Source organism: Sphingobacterium micropteri, from assembly GCF_014692515.1.
Lineage (GTDB): Bacteria > Bacteroidota > Bacteroidia > Sphingobacteriales > Sphingobacteriaceae > Sphingobacterium > Sphingobacterium micropteri.
The window spans coordinates 29,867-47,130 of sequence record NZ_JACOIK010000007.1 but is presented as its reverse complement, the minus strand read 5'-3'; the positions used below and the strand labels follow the sequence as shown (position 1 = coordinate 47,130).

Sequence of the window (17,264 nt, the reverse complement as noted above, 5' to 3'; positions counted from 1 at the left end):
CTTAGTTTTATAGCGTGGAGACCCTAAAGTATATAATCTTATTTTGTTTATTTTTATTTGCGCCTTTTTTTGTGGCCGCACAAACCAAAACGGTACAGGGGATTGTATTTGACAAAGGCACCAATCAACGGGTGGGAAAGGCTTTCATTAAAAACGATCACACCAAAGAAAATACATTCAATAATGCCCGTGGTGAATTTGAAGTTGGGGTTTCTTTGGGCGATTTAATAATTACGTCAAAAGAGGGATATTTGACGGATACCATTAAGTATACCGGACAGCAGGTTTTGATGGTCTATTTAGATCGTACTTCTATTTATATTCCAGAGGTGAGGGTTGTGGCACGACGCTCACCGGAAGAAGTTTTACAGCAACGGCGAGAAGAATTTAATAAGGCGTATAAGCTTGCTGATCCTGGTTCTGTATTTAGTGTAGGTCCGACGGGAGCCGGACTTAGTATCGGGTCTATATATAATATGCTGAGCCGAGAGGGAAAAAATGCCCGTCGCTTGACTCGTTTTATTCAAGTAGAATATGAGGAAGATGTGATTGATTCTAAATTTACACGGGATCTTGTTAGCCACATTACAGGTTTAACGGGGGAACATCTCACTATTTTTATGAGTAATTATAGACCTGCCTATTATTTTGTTTCCATCGCCACACCTTATGAATTGGCAACATATATTAGAAGCAAGTATGAAATATTTAAATTAAATCCTAACTTGCGCTTTTTACCGAAGTTACCGGAAATTGAATTAGAAGTAGAAAAATAAAACACCATGTTTAAGAGCATAAACTTTCTGTTTGTTATTTTATTACTCGTAGTGGGCCAACAAGGTATGGCACAAGTCGATCTTAAAGAATTAAGGGCAAAACCTGATACAAATATTGTGGAAAAGCCGCAAGCACCTGCGACTAATTTACAAGAAGTAATGGTCCCTATTCCACAATTAGACTTAGAGGTTAATTATTGGAAACACTGGACAAAATTTGGATTAAATGTGAATCAATCCATGTTTAGTGATAGCTGGGCGCAGGGGGGGGTCAGCTCTATCGCCTTAACCGCATTAGCAAACCACAAATCTGAATATACTAAGAATAAATTTTCTTACTTGACCGAGATAGACCTGCAATACGGTCGGATACAGAATGACTTTTTAAATGATGAGGTCGTCACCTTGTCCAAAAAGAACGTAGATAGGATTTTTTGGGATAATAAGATCTCCTATAAAATTACTCCCCGTTGGTCTTTATTTACGTCGATTACTTTTGAAAGCCAGTTCGATAAGGGATATACTTACGCAAAAGACGAGGACGGTAACGAATTTGTCAGCGGCACAAAATCCAATTTTATGGCTCCGGCGAGGTTAACGGAATCTTTCGGTTTGGAATATGCGCCTGACAAAACCTTTTCCCTCATGTTTGGTACAGGTACTGCCCGTCAAACTTTTGTTTTAGACGAAAACGTAGACGAGACAGCATATGATCTCGAGGAGGGGAGAAAAATGAAAAATGTATTGGCTTTTCAATTACGCGCCAAATTGGATCGGAATCTTTCTGAAAACTTTAATGTGAAGTCAGAATATGTCATGACGGCGGATTATAAAAAAATAGATGATCCGTCTCACCGCTTAGACCTTATATTGGCGGCAAAAGTTACTAGATTGGTACAGGTGTCGCTGAGAGGAACATTAGTTTATGATGCTGATTTTATTGATGCGAAACGAGGGAAAACCAAACCCGAGATCCAGCTTAGCCAAGCTTTGGCATTAGGTTTGACTTATACATTACCGAGATAGTATTTATAGTATAAGGGTTAGTTGAGAAAGTGTTGGTGCGTTTGAGAAGTCTTTGTTATTCCATTTTCGTTTTATGGGTGCTGTCCTCTTGTGGCACGCCTAAGCAGCGCGTATTGCAGCATGCGAATACATCCGTACTGCGTGTAGATAATATTAAAATCAATACGGATTCGGTAAAACTACCAGGTACAGCAGAGCTTTTAGCTGAAAAACAGACAACTACAATGCCATTAGTCCTCACGGCGGATGATACGATCAAAATGATGATGCGGGAGGGGATCAATAGAAACGTGGATTGGGCAGAAGCAATACATTATGATATCAGAAAGCCAAATTTTGTGATTATCCACCATACGGCACAACATAGCCTAGCGCAAACCATACGAACCTTTCAGTTGGAACATACCAAAGTATCTGCGCATTATGTGATCGGTAAGGACGGTCGTGTCGTACAGATGTTGAATGATTATCTACGTTCCTGGCATGCGGGAAGATCAAAATGGGGAAATGTCACGGATATGAACTCGGTCTCCTTGGGCATTGAGTTGGACAATAATGGAAGAGAGCCTTTTTCCGAAGCTCAGATAAACGCACTTCTTATATTGTTGGATACGCTAAAAACCAAATACCAGATACCATTCGCCAATTTTCTAGGGCATGCGGATGTTGCACCCGCACGTAAGAACGATCCAAGTGTGTTTTTCCCTTGGAAACGATTGGCAGACCGTGGCTTTGGTGTGTGGTATGACGAAAGTAACCTTGTTCCTCCTCCGGACAACTTCAACTTTGTTGACGCCCTCCGTATCATTGGCTATGACGTTAGCAATCTGAACAAAACAATCGGCGCTTTTAAGCGGAAATTTATTGTTACGGATGTTGAGGAGACACTCACAGATTATGATAAGCGGGTTTTGTATAATCTATACCGACGGTATTTTTGATTTGAACATCGTTTGTAAAATCAGCCCAAACACAATTACACAGACACAACCCACCAAGTTGAGCCAAAGGTAAGCCATGATATCTGCTTTCCATATACCGAAAACAACTATTTCTGAAAATACTGCAGCCCAAAACACCGCTTTTCCACCGATACGTTTCACATAAAAAGCGACAAGGAAAATACCCAGAATGGTACCGTAGAAAAGGGAGCCTAAAATATTGACGGCTTCTAAGAGGTTTCCGAGCTGGCTGGCGTATAGTGCTACGGCAAGCGTAATAATGCCCCACACCAGCGTAAAGAATCTTGATGCATTAAGGTAGCCTCTATCGGATCCCTTTTTGTTAATAAAGCGTTTGTAGATATCCACTACAGTGGTTGATGACAGTGAGTTTATCGCACTAGCTGTTGCCCCCATGGAGGCTAGAAAAATAATCGCAATCAATAATCCGATTAACCCCTTTGGAAAAGTACTTGTTACGAACGAAAGGAAAATATAATTGTTATCATTGAGCTCCGCACCGGGGTTATTTTTTTGCAATAGGGTTTCTACTTCTTTTCGTAACACCTGATCTTGTTGATTCTTCTCCTGAAGGACATGACGGGAAGCGTTAATTGCTTCGGAATCATCGGCCTTAATCGCCAAGACCAGTTTTTCTACCCATTCTTTTTTTTCTGCACCAAGGGCTTCGTGACGTTGTATTATAGCGGTATATTCATCGCTGTATTGGCTGTTTTCGATTTTTGCCACCTCTACATTATTGAAAAATAATGGAGGTGTATGGAACTGATAGTAAGCAAAGACTAAGATACCAATTAATAAAATACAAAATTGCATGGGTACCTTTAGCAAGCCATTCAGGAGAAGCCCTAATCTGGAGTCCCGAATAGACGAGCCCGTTAGGTATCGACCTACTTGGCTTTGGTCGGTGCCGAAATATGAAAGCTGCAGGAAAAATCCACCGATGAGACCCGTCCATACGGTGTATTGATTGCTAAGATCGAAACTCCAGTCTATGGCATTGGTCTTACCAGATTTCCCGGCAATATGCAGTGCTTCTGTGAAACCAATATCGGCGGGTAAAAAACGGACAACCATAACCCCCGCAGCCAATAGCGCCGTAAAAATAATACCCATCTGCAGTAATTGCGAATAGGAGACGGCTTTTGTTCCACCCCAAACGGTATAGAAGATAACCATTGTTCCGATAATAAGTGTGGTATATGTCACATCAAGATGGAGGATACTCGAAAGAATGATGGATGGAGCAAAGATAGTGATGCCAGTTGATACTCCTCGTTGGATCAAAAAAAGTAATGCTGTGAGTACCCGTGTATTCACATCAAATCGCTTTTCGAGGAACTCATAGGCCGTATATACCCTTAATCGATGGAAGATGGGCACAAAGGTGATACAGAGGACAATCATCGCCAATGGTAGTCCAAAATAGAATTGGGCAAAACTCATTCCCGAGGAGTAGGCAAGTCCAGGAGCCGATAAAAATGTGATGGCACTAGCCTGCGTCGCCATCACAGACAGTCCTACATTATACCAGGGCAGTTCGCGATCACCAACGATATACCCATCGATATTTTTGATACCTCTGCTTTTGTAGATGCCATAAACGACAATAAGCAGCAGCGTAAAAAAGAGTACTATCCAATCAATAGTACTCATGAATAATATTTAGTGAACCAATACATGAGTAAAATGCACGCGGCTAGCCATATACAAACGAGTATATAGAACTGTCGCCAGCTTTTTACAAACGGAGGAAGGCCCTTATCTGTCACTTGGTTTATGGGGAAGGATTACGCTGATGAAGAAGACCGCCAATGCGAACCCTATCACTAAACCGCCGATAAAACCTAAAAAAGTGCCCTTAACGATGATCGAAATCAATGCACCGAATATGGTGCCGAGTAATAGGATAATACCTTTTACATTTAGGTTTTCGTTGCTTTCTACTTGATTTTCCATTATACTATATAGTTTCTATTTTTCTTTTGCTAACAAATTTACAAATAATCTATTAGCTCCGGGAACTCCCGCAGGTAATTGTCTGAAAAAAGATAAAGACGTATAAATAAATTTACCTTTCCCCATTCGATGTATGAGTAAAGCGCCGTTGTGTTGCGGTTCATTTTGGTCGCTCATGGCAAGAGGTGTGCGATAACTAGGATCGATGTTTTCTGCAAAGTAAAGCCCTCGTTCCTGTACCCAGCCAGTAAAGTCTTCGGGTGTAATCTTGTTTGGATAATTTAATACAGGATCCTTAGGATCGGTAAAGGTGACTTTTGCGTCTTCCTCTGTTACTCTAGTACGGGTAATAGTGAACGGTGCTGGTTTAGGTGAAAAATGTTCTTCCTGTAATCTAGAGTTAACATTGTATTGCATTAAAACGACACCGCCTTCCTGTATATAGTTATAAATTAACGGTAGTTTTTGTGTAATATGGGTATGGATATTTAATGCTCGTACCCCAAATACAATGGCATCGTACTGCTGCAGCACGTCTGATCGGAGTTTGGCTATATCCAGTATATCAACTGTGGTACCGATGTTTCGTAATGCTACCGGAACGAGATCGCCTGCTCCCATAATGTAACCGACCCTTTTTACGGGATTGATCAATGTAATGGGGTTTAGTTTCACTTCCGCATCGGGAAACCATGTCTGCCGGGGTATGTGGTCGTATGTAATCTCCCGGATATCTTTCAACTTTTTTCCACTGGCTGAGAAGCTTAATGTTGTTTCGTTATGGGTCTTCTGGAGATTGCTTATGGCAATGGTCTTGGAAAGGATGTCTTGTCCTTCAGGGAAAGATAAAATCAATTTTTCGGGATATATTTTCCATCCTGAAGATGAAAGGTTTATATCGATAGGTATATCTTTGTCTATTTCACCGTGCCTTTGAAATGTAACCGTTAAGGTTTTCTGTTCACCTTTTGGAATAAGCAGGTTATTGACTTCTATGGAGGCCGTAACGACCGGTGCAACTTCCACATATTCGTGTACCTCTCCCCTTACCGGATCAACATAGCGATATTGTAACGGTGTTTGTATATGAATAGGAACTCCCGCTACGTTGAAATAAATATGAGCGGCAGGTAAATCGGGGCTCATAGGATAACCAAAATGCTTTGGATCAACATCAAATTTACCTTGTGTGTGGGGTTTGCGCAACCAATACGGCTGGGTGATGGTTGTTGGTGGAAGAATATGCTCGAAGGCTATTACTTCGTTTGTAGGGAGCGTTTGTCCAATTTTATTTTCGTTTATATGTAAAAGTTCCACGTGGACATCGGGATTGCGAACGACGATTTCTGTTTGAAAAGCTATCGGCTGCCCCTCTACTAAACGTAATCGAGGTGTAAGGCTTTCGACTTTTATCCCTGCACAAGCAAGCATAATATTTTCTACCTCTTTGCTCTTTCTTTCCTTCCAGTAACTATCTTCCAATTTTTGGATTTCATGCCATATGGTGGCGAGTTGAGGAATAGAAAGCTGCGGCTTATTGGCGTTAAAAGATGATAGGAGTTTTTGGATGGACAATTGAATAGATTCGCTATGAGGGATACGGTTCCAAGATAGATCAATGTCGTCGAACAGATCTTCCGTTGCCTTCGTGCCCGCTACATTTTCAAATGTTTCGAGTGATACACCATTGGTACTTGCTGAACCAAAGCCTTGGCTTTTGTGTTGTGAACGGCTGATGGCGGACAATTCACCATAGGACTTGCCTAATAAAGGGTTGTATTGACCAATATCAATGCGAAGTCGATTTGAATCATCTCCTTGAAGACGCATAAAACTGGCGGTATTCCAGAGTAAGCGTTTAGCCTGCCAAGGTTGTAATTCGTTTAGCTGTTCGGGAAACATTTTAGGATCGCCGGCTGCTACAAAGGCTTCGTGTGCAAGTATGGCAGAAGCTTGGTGGTGGCCATGCCCACCACGTTCATCCGGCGGAAAACGTGTAATAATCACATCCGGTTGTAACTTTCGGATAAGCCATACCGCTTCTCGTAATACTTCTTGTTTTTGCCAAAATTTAAAGGTTTCGTCATAAGTTTTAGAAAAACCGAAATCGAACGCGGAAGAAAAATACTGCTCTCCCCCATCCACTTTACGCGCCTGAAGGAGTTCCTGAGTCCGTATTAACCCCAGTTCAATTCCTTGTTCGGTCCCGATTAAGTTTTGTCCGCCATCACCGCGCGTCAACGAGAGATAAGTGGTTCGCACGTTGCGTTCAGAAGCGAGGTAGGATATTAATTTCGTATTCTCATCGTCGGGGTGTGCAGCAAAATAAAGTACAGAACCTAAGACATTTAGTCGTTCCATTTGCAACTGTATATCCGCGGAACTACTGGAATAGGTAGATTGTGCAAAAGAAAAGTGAGCCGTGAAAAGATGTGCCAGAAAAATGCAGATAATAAGTCGTCTCATAATGCCTAAAAATAGGAAAAAATAAAAGGAACCAGATATTTTCTGATTCCTTTTACCAACAATTAAAAATCTTTTTGTCTAAAACTTCCAATTCGTCCAACGGATTTTAAAAAACAAACGGAACAGTCGATAGTTTTAAAATAGTAACCTTATATGGTACAAGTAAAAATAGGATTAATAAATAAAAATAGCCCCCTTAATGGCGAAAAACTTTTCCACATAAGCAAAGTTATAAACAGCGGTGTCTTTTGTTTATTTGTCGATAGAACCAAGCACTCTTTGCATAAAGCCGTTCAATGCTTCTTTTTTAGGGGTTCCTTCTTTTATTAGCTTGTCAACTTCTACCGCTCCATACATATTGGAAATCAATTCACCGATCACATCAAGTTCCTCATCTTTGAGAGAGGGAACTTCCGTTAACGCCTCCAATGTTTCGATAGTTTCCAACACGAAATCTGCGTCGTTCTGTTCTATAAACTCGATAAGATGCTTAATTACTGGTAATTTCATTTAATAAATCTATTAAACCGTCAATTTTATTTGTTTGTACTTGATTTACCAGTTTTCCGTTTTTGTAAGATGCAAAAGTTGGTAAATTATTTACATTGGCAAGTTTTCTGGACTCCGGAAACTTCTCCGCATCAACAATTACGAAGGAAACATTATCGTTTTCCGACGCTAGTTTTTTGAACTTAGGTTTCATGATGCGGCAGTTTCCACACCAAGATGCCGAAAATTGTACCACTACGGTATCGTTGTTGTCTACAATTTCTTGTAGAGCGTCTTTTTCTAATTCCTGTAACATAAAATTTGATTTTATGAAAGGAGAGAGAACCTCTCCTTTCAGTCTTTTTTCGAATACTGTATAACTAGTTTGCAGATAGGTAAGTAGCAACGCCTTCACGTGTAGCGTTCATAGCATCTTTACCCTCTTCCCAGTTGGCAGGACAAACTTCTCCGTGTTTCTGGACATGTGTATATGCATCGATCAAACGGATGTATTCTTTCACGTTACGGCCTAATGGCATATCGTTTACAGATTCATGGAATACTTTACCGGTCTCGTCGATAAGATAAGTCGCACGGTATGAAACAGCAGAACCTTCTACCAGCGTCCCGTATTCAGGGTGTTCTACTTCTTTCATCTCTAAAATACCCAATACACTTGATAAGTTGCGGTTAGTATCCGCAATAAGTGGATATTCCACACCTTCGATACCGCCGTTGTCTTTTGCTGTATTTAACCAAGCAAAGTGAACTTCTGCAGAGTCACAAGAAGCGCCGATTAAGATGGTATTTCTTTTTGCAAACTCTTCAGCAGCCTCTTGAAAAGCATGTAGTTCTGTAGGACATACAAAAGTGAAATCTTTTGGATACCAAAACAACAATACTTTTTTGTTTTCTGCTTTTGCTTTTTCAAATACGTTGATAGTAAAGTTGTCACCTAAATAATCAATTGCGTCAACTGAAATGTTTGGAAAATTTTTACCTGTAAAACTCATAATAATTATATTTATTTTGTTCTTTCTTTTTGCAGTACAAAAGTAGGGGTTTTTATTGTCAATAAAACATCAAAAATCTTTATATGACATCGTCAAAATCTATAAAGCAAATATTGTTTATATAACTAATGGTTATGGTTTAAGTTGGAAAAAAAAGTTATTTTTGTACCCATTAGTATTGGCCCCGTAGTTCAACGGATAGAATAGATGTTTCCTAAACATTTGATAGCAGTTCGATTCTGCTCGGGGCTACTAAAGATGGAAAATAGGCACTAAATCTTTTGGTTTAGTGCCTATTTTTTATATGCTGCGGGTTACGTATAATAAACGATATATTATACTATTATTTTACAGCTAAAATTTCTACATCATCAATCCAGAGTTTGTCTCCCCCTTTAAGCATCCCCATATCTATCGACAAGCGGTAGCTACCATCCCGAGGTAATTTTATAGAACGAAAAGAATTTTTTCCGGATCTAGTGGAAGCGACTAGTTCACTATCCATCATTTTTTTAAGCTCTTTTTTGGGATCAGAATTTTCTAATCGAATAAAAACAACGGTTTCACGGCTAGCTACAGAATTAATCTTTATATCAAACTGTTCGCCTTTTTTCGCCTGGAAACTCCAGAACATAGTAAATGCAGAAGATTTATCGACGGACTCTTCCATCTGAATAAATGCCGACTTCTTGCCTGTGAGTTTGTATGTAGTATCTATAGAAACTGTAGCCTGTACGCCCTCTGTTTTTCTAATCTCCCATCCACCTAAATTATCATCAAAATTGCCATTTATCTTTCTTCTATAAAGCTGTGCCCTAACATTGTAATTTCGTGTATCTAATGGAAAAACTCCAATCTCATTTCCCCAATTTATCCATTCATGGTACATTTCTTTTACTTTATCCGGATATCTGGCAGATAAATTGTTCATTTCTGTAGGGTCCATATCCATATCATACAGAGACAGGTTTTTTTCATCCAATTGAGCGTCTTGTCGCGTTTTCGTCACTAATTTCCATTTTTCGTCGCGTACGGCAATGTTGGCTTCATGTTCCCAAAATATCTTTCCCCGATTGTTGTTATTTCCATTAAAATGAGGTTTTAAACTTTTCCCGACTAGAGAATGGATATTTTTTCCTTTATATGTGACAGGATAGCTTGTTTGCGAAACGTCCACACAAGTTGCCATAATATCACTGATGTGACCATAATTTGTTACAAAAGAATTATAAAGATTTTCATCAATACCTTTTGGCCAATGAATTATTAATGGAGTAGCGATGCCTCCTTCATTTGTATAATGTTTATATTCTCTGAAAGGTGTACTACTGACATTTGCCCAATTTACGCGATAACTTTCAAACGTATCCTCTTTCCCATCCACCTCTTTTCGCTTTCCGCTACTTATGAATTCGGCACAGGCGCCATTATCACTTAAGAAAAATATTAACGTGTTGTCTAATTGGTTTTCTGCTTTTAACGCCTCTAGAATGCGTCCAACTCCTTGATCCATATTATCAATTTGTGCCGCATAAATAGCCATGCGCATTGCCATTTCGTTTTTCTTTTCATTTGATAAACTATTCCAGTCTTTTATCACCGTATCTCTCGGAGAGAGGGTCGTATAACTGGAAAATAAGCCTATCTGCTGTTGTTTTTCGAAACGGTTTTTGCGAACGGTATCCCATCCTACTTTATAAAACTCTTTGTATTTATCTATGTCGTTTTGCAAAGCATGCAACGGCCAATGGGGAGCGGTATAAGCAACATACATAAACATGGGGCTATCCGCATTTTTATTGAAATGTTGATGAATATATTTCACTGTGGAATCACTAATAGCATCTGTCAGGAAAAAATTATCAGGGGCTTTATATCGGTGATTGTCGGTATAAATTACGGGTGTGAAATAATTAGCACCTCCCGGGATAATTCCAAAATAATGGTCAAATCCTCTTTGCTTTGGCCAGTTATCAATTACCATCCCGTCTATTTTGCGTTCATTTGTCACATGCCATTTACCTGTCATGTAAGTACCGTACCCAGCAGCTTTCAATACTTCGGCAATGGTTACCGAATTGTCGTTGAGATTTCCTTGGTACGCGGGGGTACCTAAATCCGCAGCAGCCATCCACCCCATTCCTGCTTGATGAGGGTAAAGCCCTGTTAACAAAGACGCCCTTGTAGGGCAACATCTCGCCGCATTGTAAAATTGCTTATATCGGAGGCCTTCTTGGGCAAGCCTGTCTAGATTTGGAGTTTCTATTTCTCCACCATAACAACCAAGATCAGAATATCCTAAATCATCGGCCATAATCAATACAATGTTTGGTCGTTTATCCTCCTTTCCTTGCTGTGCCTTTAATGACATATTACAAAGCGACCCTATCATTAACAATAAAAATAAACTTTTCTGAAGCAAATTCATATTTAACATATTACGTGGTATTAGCTTCTGTTATAATAAACATTATCTTTTTACCGATATGACGTCGCTGTCACTATTTGCTTTACCTTCTTTATCTATCTGCGTTATTTTAATGTATAAAACTTCACTTTCAATCTCTTGAGTCATCAAAGCTTTTTTAGTGCAACTTGTTGATAAAAAGATGCCTACACATAGCATCGCTATAAAAATACGATTTCTGCGATTAAACAATAATATTGCTAACAATAAAACAATAAATACTGATATACCAGCTAATTGTAATGAATTGAGTTTAAGAATATGCTGATATTCCAAAACTTCATTAGAATCACCATTTTTTGCTTTGCTTGCTACAGAAGCCACTTCATGCCAGGTTTCACCATCATTAGAGAGTTGAACTAAAAAATGGTCACTATTTCTTTCACTTTCCGTTTTCCACTTTATCAATAAATCGCCATTAACAATACTTGCGCTTATATCTGCAAAAGCTACAACAGGGGTTTGGTCACAAGTTATATCATAATTAGCGTTATTAATCGTCCAATTTTTTTCTGTCCTTAATTTATTGTAAGACGCTTGATCTCCGTAAGTTCTTTGTGCAGCTCCTAGCACTAACCCCTGTGGTGTGTTATTATTTTCTGCCCAACCTTTCAAGGTATTGCTAAAATTCACACAATCCATTCCTATATCATTGTTTGACCCCAAAAAAGCACTGAGTGTAACCCCTTCTTTTAATGTCCAGCCGCCCAAACTAGCATTGTTGAATACGCTGTTAAAAAGCATACCATTTAAATTCGTTACGTTTGACACATTCCAAGCATTTAACGGTTGGTTAAATGCTTTTGAAGTTTCAAACATATTTGTCATGGTTGTCACGTTTTCTGTATTCCAATTTCCTATGGGCTGATTAAATGTTTCTGTACCCCGAAACATGTCTGACATGTTTTGTACAGCTCCTGTATTCCAGTTATTTAATGGTTGATTAAACACCTTAGCACCATAAAACATCGCGGCCATATTCGTAACGTTTGATACATCCCAGGTATTAAAACTTGTATTTCCTGTTAAGTGTATACAATCTCGAAACATATAGCTTATATTTCCCGCTAATGTTGGAACATCCATGGCAGTCACCTCAAGATTTAAGCAATCATAAAACATATGTGTTTTATCCCAAGTCCAGAGGTCGCCCCACTGCTTTATTTCCATTAGCTTCCTACGATCTGTTTCCGCCGGTGCCGACCCTATTTGCCAATAAAACCCTGCACCTACATTAGATATAGTTACTTCGTAAGTTCCTTCGGAAGGAACGGTGATTATATTATTTGTTAGACTAGAACTGGTAAAGGTTCCATTTGTTGTTGGTTCTTCTACTTTAATCCAGTTACCTTCGTAAGTTCCTCCCGCTACAGGAAGCTTTATCGTCCTATTACTTGATCCGGTATAAGTTCCTGATAACTTGCTGGTGTTCCACACGGTCTTAAACGTCGTTTGTGCGTATCCGAGTACTATCGCGTTCACAAATAATACTAATGTTATAATTCTTTTCATAACTTGTTTTTTATTATTGATTTATAATTATGTAATGGTGTTTACATGCCTTTTATTCTATTTAGCTCCTTTGCCAGCTCTTTAACCTTTTCGGGGTACTTTGCAGAAAGATCATTCATTTCTTCCCGGTCTTCTTTAAGATTGTAAAGTTGCGGAGCGCTACTTAGACCTGTTTCGATGGTTTTATTTGCTAGCCAGTCAGGTACTTCTTTTGATAAAGGCTCTATATATTTCCACGTTCCAGATCTTATAGACATCGTAAAAGATTCCTGAAGCATACTTTTTCTTCCATCACTAGAATTCCCAATTAATACTTGAGACATGTCCTTACTGTCGGGAGCATTTTTATTGTCCACTTGCTGACCCGTTAATGTCGCTAAGGAAGCAAATAAATCTACTTGGTTAAATAACGCATCACTTCGTCCAGGTTTGATTACATCTGGCCAATAAGTAATGGTGGGCATACGCGTACCTCCTTCGTAGGCGCTATACTTGCCCCCTCTATATATACCTGAAGGTTGATGCTCTCCTATTAATTCCACCGCATTATCGGCGTAACCATCATCAAGTACAGGACCGTTATCACTACTAAATATGACCAATGTATTTTTATCGATGCCTAATTCACGAAGATTTTTCATTATCTCACCTACCATCCAATCCATTTGTACGATATCATCACCTCTAGGTCCCATTTCCGTGGCTCCTACAAACTTTGCATTTGGAGATCTTGGAACATGAATGCTAGGTAACGAGTAATACATAAAAAATGGCTTATCTTTATGTTTTGTAATAAACGCCTTAGCTTTTTGGGACAAAACCGTGGCAAATTCTTCGTCTTTCCAATGGGCGCTACTACCCCCACTCATAAATCCTATTCTACTAATTCCGTTAATTATCGTACCGCTGTGCTGTGTATCAGCTTTCATTTTTAGCTGTTCAGGATGTTCCAAACCCGTTGGGAGTGTACCGATTTTGTGGTCATAACTAACTTCTATAGGATTTTCTTTTTCTAAGTTTACGACACGTTGGTTTTCTACAAATACGGTAGGTACCCTGTCTGCCGTGGCTGGAATAAGAAAGCTATAATCAAAGCCAATTTCTTTTGGTCCCGGTTTGATTTCTATGTTCCAATTAGGCTCTCCGTTCCCTAAACCTAAATGCCATTTGCCAATTACGCCTGTTGCATAGCCAGCTTTTTTTAACATATCGGCAATAGTAACCGTTTCTGGATCAATAATTAAAGGCGCATCCCCGGGTAATATAGCCGCGTTATTTCTGAAGGCGTAACTACCGGTTAGCAAGGAGTATCTAGAAGGTGTACAGGTTGATGCAGATGAATGCGCATCCGTAAAAAGTAGCCCATTATTCGCCAGTTCATCAATGTGCGGTGTTCTCACAGCTTTTGCGCCGTAACAGCTTAAATCTCCGTAACCTAAATCGTCCACATAAATAATCAAGATATTCGGTTTTTTCACAGGTCTAGTCGTTGAACAAGAAAAGAATAAAGCCAGAACAAAGAATAAGCAAATGAAATACGCTCGTTTCATAAAGTTTTTATTTAATATTTAAAGTCGAATAAAAATCATTTGCCACTTTTGTATCTGGCATTAACTTGTCGTTTTCCCATTTTAAAGGCACAATAGCGGGGCGGCAGGTTACCGTAAATTTTGTTCCCATTACACCTCTGGGATTAAAAAATGTGGTGGACCACCAGTTATCGTTTTCGTCTTTAAATAAATTATTATGCCCACCCTGTAAAATAGCCGGATAACGAGGGCCATAAGGCCCATAAATATGATCCGATTCAGCGATCACCACATCGTAACTATACAGCTTATCACTCTTTTTGTTGTTCCTTATATAAGAATATGTACTATCTGCATGAGAAACCGACCATACAGTCTGTAATAGCAGATATTTATCTTTATGTTTATCTAACCAGACGCCTTCTATATATGGTTCAGATTCATATGGCTTTTCCTTAAAAGCTCTAAAGGGTTCTGCAATATCACTCAAATCCTTTTTCATCTTGGCTATGTAATGATTGTGCCCGATTAGATAAACTTCACCATCTGTATCTTCAAAAACGCTAAGGTCTATATTATCAAATATGGCCTTGGTTTCGTTTCCCTTTATGTTTTTATACGGTCCTTCAGGTTTACCGGATAAGCTTTCCAAAACGAACGAACCATTGTTCCCATTTAGACACGCGATTAACAACCATTTTTTTTGACTTTTTATATAATGTAATTCTGGTGCCCAAACAGCTCTATACAGGGAGTCTAATGGATCTCCATTAGGAGATTTTTCACCAGGTTCAATGGGCGTTCCTTTTTTTTGCCAAGGAGCTGCATCTTTATCAAAAGACCAGATTAGACCTCTTGATTCCCAGTTTTTAAGATCTTTGGACCTCCATAAGTATAAACCATCGTTATAATCCCAACAGTGTATTTGACCTGGGAAGACTCTATTGGGAGTTGCAGTAGTTCCTGTAAGATAATAGTACCCATCGGGTCCGTAAGTTACATAGGTGTCTCTCATCCATACATCTAAAATAGGTCTAACAGCCGCAGGAATGGTAAGAGAGGAATCTCCTATTGGAGCGACTGGATCACTAAAAATTTGCGTTGACGGGGATTTGTCTTGCGTTAAACCACATGAAACAGCAATAAAAATCAATAATAAACTGATGAATTTTTGAATTTCAAATAAAGTGTTCTTGTACATAAATGTTTTCTGTGAAGGATATTTATTATTTGCGTGTCAATTACATAAAGAGAGAGTCCACTACATTTTTATAAACCTAGGAGACAGCTCCAACAGTATAGCCTAATTTATTGATGGTGACAATCGTAATGCGGTGATATAATAAAAACCGTTCACATTATTATTCTGCTCCCCAGCAGTGACAGTGATCATTATTTCTCCATTCGCGTTCGGCTGAATATTATTTGCACAAACTGAGTTTGATGTGTTATTCATTGCATTAAGCAAGACCATATCTTCATTTTGTCCTTTGACGATATATTTAGTTTGTCTATTTTCATTAACTTTTGTATCAATCCGGGAAGCGAAGAAGCAGAAATTGTATTTCTTCGTCTTGTCCAGGCCAACTAACTTCACGGCACTTTGTAATATAGTCGCATTGTTAAAGACCTTTTTAGGATTGCCATAGTAAGAATCGGACGATACTCCCGCGGGCATGTCAAAATCTGTTGACGTTGTAGCAGGGCCGTTCCGATTTATATCATTGAAGCGTTCTGTAATGGTCAAGGAAATTCCTGTATAATTTCCTTCATCGTCTTTAAGATTTGGAATGGATGTGCCCTCCATGTGTCCTGTTACACTATTCCACTGAGGTGAGGATGTATCCTTACCAAAATTAACGAATACCGGATTAGTAAGGATGCCGGAACCACCGCCCTGATAATCTTGCATAGCTGTCACAGCATTGGGTTTTACCACTGCCCTATGTGCCGCATGTTGTGCAATTTCGGTTTCATAATCAGTGAGAGCAGTAGGCTTATAGCTATTTCCGATGACAGTTTCCCCAAAGATAGCTTCAAACCACGTACAGGAAGCCGTATATCTTCCTATATTCAAGTCAAGATGATAGCCATCCCTGCAGAAGTTGTCGCCAATAATACTTGTCCGTCCATTTTGAATGGCTGTTCCAGCCGGAACGATTAGCTCCGTGTCAATCAGATCTGTTGCACGATTGTAAGCATCTACTATAGCCGTATGCATGATTTCCTGATCCTTATTATAGTTGGCAAAGCCCGCGTGTGTAGAATTTTGTGCGTAGGCCCAGGTTTGATGTAGGATATACTTTACATGTGGATTTGTCGCTTTTCCTTTTACATAGTTATATAAGGCGGGTAGCGGAGTTACAAAGGTGTTATATTGGCCGGAGTTTGGGCTTGCTTGTTGAAAACTGATATAGTCCCAATCTTCATCAGCCAAAGCCGTTGCAATAGTTGTATTCGGTGTATCTTCCTTATTACCATTCTCTTCTATCTTTCTATAGGCATAAGCAGCAGAGTTGTTCGCGGCGTTCTGTACGTGTTGATCGAGGGTAGCACCACCGATGAATAGATTGCCAATGACAATATTTTTACCTGCCGCTTTCGCAAGGCCGTACAGGTAATATTCTACGGCGTCTTCTGAAAAACTATTGCCTATAGTTAATATCTTTACTACCCCATCGTCTGGATTTTCTATAGTTTCACCAGTTACATTGATGATACAGCTAGCAAGTATAACACCTTGTAGAGACGTGATGGAAACTCTGCTTTCACCTTGCGACTTTCCAACAACCGTAGCGGAGTGATCACTGTTTATGGTGATTGCTACAACCTCTGCGTTGTCAACATTCCATTTATAGGATTCAGGGTTTGTTACGGAGGGTGTAAATGTTGGAATTAAGACCAACTCTTCCCCTATAGCAAGTGCGCTTGTCGTTTTGTTCAATTGTATCGCCTGTTTTTGCTCTTGCGGTGGTGAAGTGTCGTCCTTACAGGATATCTGGTTAAGCGTAAAAAGAGCAAGGATAATCCATACAAAAGACCTAAAATTGAGTATTTTTTCCATA

14 protein-coding genes and 1 tRNA gene are annotated in these 17,264 nt (G+C 39.4%); 4 read left to right on the top strand and 11 right to left on the bottom strand.

From position 1 onward, the window contains the following. The first annotated feature begins 71 nt into the window (after nucleotides 1-71). From H8B06_RS10605 to H8B06_RS10595, 3 genes are read left to right on the top strand one after another with little or no spacing between them, the layout of a single operon-like run. Nucleotides 72-776 carry a hypothetical protein gene (locus tag H8B06_RS10605; protein WP_190994260.1) on the top strand — a complete coding sequence of 235 codons (705 nt, stop codon included), beginning with the start codon at nucleotides 72-74 and terminating at the stop codon, nucleotides 774-776. Between the two features lie 6 nt (nucleotides 777-782). After that, the gene (locus H8B06_RS10600) at nucleotides 783-1,802 is read left to right on the top strand and encodes a DUF3078 domain-containing protein (protein WP_190994259.1); all 1,020 of its coding nucleotides are present in this window, start codon (nucleotides 783-785) and stop codon (nucleotides 1,800-1,802) included. Nucleotides 1,803-1,837: 35 nt separating this feature from the next. After that, complete coding sequence (locus tag H8B06_RS10595; RefSeq protein ID WP_394370022.1) at nucleotides 1,838-2,743, top strand: N-acetylmuramoyl-L-alanine amidase; 906 nt, start codon at nucleotides 1,838-1,840, stop codon at nucleotides 2,741-2,743. Here the strand turns inward: H8B06_RS10595 and H8B06_RS10590 are convergent. From H8B06_RS10590 to H8B06_RS10565, 6 genes are all read right to left on the bottom strand, one after another. Beyond that, nucleotides 2,723-4,420 (bottom strand): sodium:solute symporter, encoded by a 1,698-nt coding sequence (locus H8B06_RS10590; RefSeq protein WP_190994258.1) that lies wholly within the window; start codon nucleotides 4,418-4,420, stop codon nucleotides 2,723-2,725. The genes H8B06_RS10595 and H8B06_RS10590 overlap by 21 nt on opposite strands. A 105-nt stretch (nucleotides 4,421-4,525) precedes the next feature. Continuing rightward, nucleotides 4,526-4,723, bottom strand: coding sequence for a hypothetical protein (locus tag H8B06_RS10585; protein ID WP_190994257.1), 198 nt, complete (start codon nucleotides 4,721-4,723; stop codon nucleotides 4,526-4,528). 15 nt (nucleotides 4,724-4,738) lie between these two features. Next, nucleotides 4,739-7,189, bottom strand: coding sequence for a PIG-L family deacetylase (locus H8B06_RS10580; RefSeq protein WP_190994256.1), 2,451 nt, complete (start codon nucleotides 7,187-7,189; stop codon nucleotides 4,739-4,741). A 252-nt stretch (nucleotides 7,190-7,441) separates the two neighbouring features. Beyond that, nucleotides 7,442-7,699 (bottom strand): DUF6952 family protein, encoded by a 258-nt coding sequence (locus H8B06_RS10575; RefSeq protein WP_190312845.1) that lies wholly within the window; start codon nucleotides 7,697-7,699, stop codon nucleotides 7,442-7,444. Then, nucleotides 7,680-7,994, bottom strand: coding sequence for a thioredoxin family protein (locus tag H8B06_RS10570; RefSeq protein ID WP_190994255.1), 315 nt, complete (start codon nucleotides 7,992-7,994; stop codon nucleotides 7,680-7,682). Before H8B06_RS10570 ends, H8B06_RS10575 begins: the two co-directional genes overlap by 20 nt. A 64-nt stretch (nucleotides 7,995-8,058) precedes the next feature. Next, entirely contained in the window at nucleotides 8,059-8,691 is a 633-nt protein-coding gene (locus tag H8B06_RS10565) for a peroxiredoxin (RefSeq protein ID WP_130142268.1), read from the bottom strand. Between the two features lie 180 nt (nucleotides 8,692-8,871). Between H8B06_RS10565 and H8B06_RS10560 the strand changes: the two genes are divergently transcribed. Further along, nucleotides 8,872-8,943: transfer RNA gene (locus tag H8B06_RS10560), tRNA-Arg, on the top strand. A gap of 91 nt (nucleotides 8,944-9,034) precedes the next feature. Here the strand turns inward: H8B06_RS10560 and H8B06_RS10555 are convergent. From H8B06_RS10555 to H8B06_RS10535, 5 genes are all read right to left on the bottom strand, one after another. Then, the gene (locus tag H8B06_RS10555) at nucleotides 9,035-11,062 is read right to left on the bottom strand and encodes an arylsulfatase (protein WP_223857614.1); all 2,028 of its coding nucleotides are present in this window, start codon (nucleotides 11,060-11,062) and stop codon (nucleotides 9,035-9,037) included. A gap of 99 nt (nucleotides 11,063-11,161) precedes the next feature. Then, nucleotides 11,162-12,670: a BspA family leucine-rich repeat surface protein gene (locus H8B06_RS10550; RefSeq protein WP_190994254.1), complete on the bottom strand. Its 1,509-nt coding sequence runs from the start codon at nucleotides 12,668-12,670 to the stop codon at nucleotides 11,162-11,164. A gap of 41 nt (nucleotides 12,671-12,711) precedes the next feature. Further along, nucleotides 12,712-14,148: a sulfatase family protein gene (locus tag H8B06_RS10545; protein WP_317170885.1), complete on the bottom strand. Its 1,437-nt coding sequence runs from the start codon at nucleotides 14,146-14,148 to the stop codon at nucleotides 12,712-12,714. Nucleotides 14,149-14,227: 79 nt separating this feature from the next. Beyond that, entirely contained in the window at nucleotides 14,228-15,400 is a 1,173-nt protein-coding gene (locus H8B06_RS10540) for a family 43 glycosylhydrolase (RefSeq protein WP_190994252.1), read from the bottom strand. A 102-nt stretch (nucleotides 15,401-15,502) separates the two neighbouring features. Beyond that, the gene (locus H8B06_RS10535) at nucleotides 15,503-17,263 is read right to left on the bottom strand and encodes a DUF4886 domain-containing protein (protein WP_190994251.1); all 1,761 of its coding nucleotides are present in this window, start codon (nucleotides 17,261-17,263) and stop codon (nucleotides 15,503-15,505) included. Between the last annotated feature and the right edge of the window lies 1 nt (nucleotide 17,264).

Coding starts and splice junctions, on each gene's coding strand:
- H8B06_RS10600 (WP_190994259.1), top strand. CDS start 783: ATGTTTAAGAGCATAAACTTTCTGTTTGTTATTTTATTACTCGTAGTG.
- H8B06_RS10590 (WP_190994258.1), bottom strand. CDS start 4,420: ATGAGTACTATTGATTGGATAGTACTCTTTTTTACGCTGCTGCTTATT.
- H8B06_RS10585 (WP_190994257.1), bottom strand. CDS start 4,723: ATGGAAAATCAAGTAGAAAGCAACGAAAACCTAAATGTAAAAGGTATT.
- H8B06_RS10580 (WP_190994256.1), bottom strand. CDS start 7,189: ATGAGACGACTTATTATCTGCATTTTTCTGGCACATCTTTTCACGGCT.
- H8B06_RS10575 (WP_190312845.1), bottom strand. CDS start 7,699: ATGAAATTACCAGTAATTAAGCATCTTATCGAGTTTATAGAACAGAAC.
- H8B06_RS10570 (WP_190994255.1), bottom strand. CDS start 7,994: ATGTTACAGGAATTAGAAAAAGACGCTCTACAAGAAATTGTAGACAAC.
- H8B06_RS10565 (WP_130142268.1), bottom strand. CDS start 8,691: ATGAGTTTTACAGGTAAAAATTTTCCAAACATTTCAGTTGACGCAATT.
- H8B06_RS10555 (WP_223857614.1), bottom strand. CDS start 11,062: ATGTCATTAAAGGCACAGCAAGGAAAGGAGGATAAACGACCAAACATT.
- H8B06_RS10550 (WP_190994254.1), bottom strand. CDS start 12,670: ATGAAAAGAATTATAACATTAGTATTATTTGTGAACGCGATAGTACTC.
- H8B06_RS10540 (WP_190994252.1), bottom strand. CDS start 15,400: ATGTACAAGAACACTTTATTTGAAATTCAAAAATTCATCAGTTTATTA.
- H8B06_RS10535 (WP_190994251.1), bottom strand. CDS start 17,263: ATGGAAAAAATACTCAATTTTAGGTCTTTTGTATGGATTATCCTTGCT.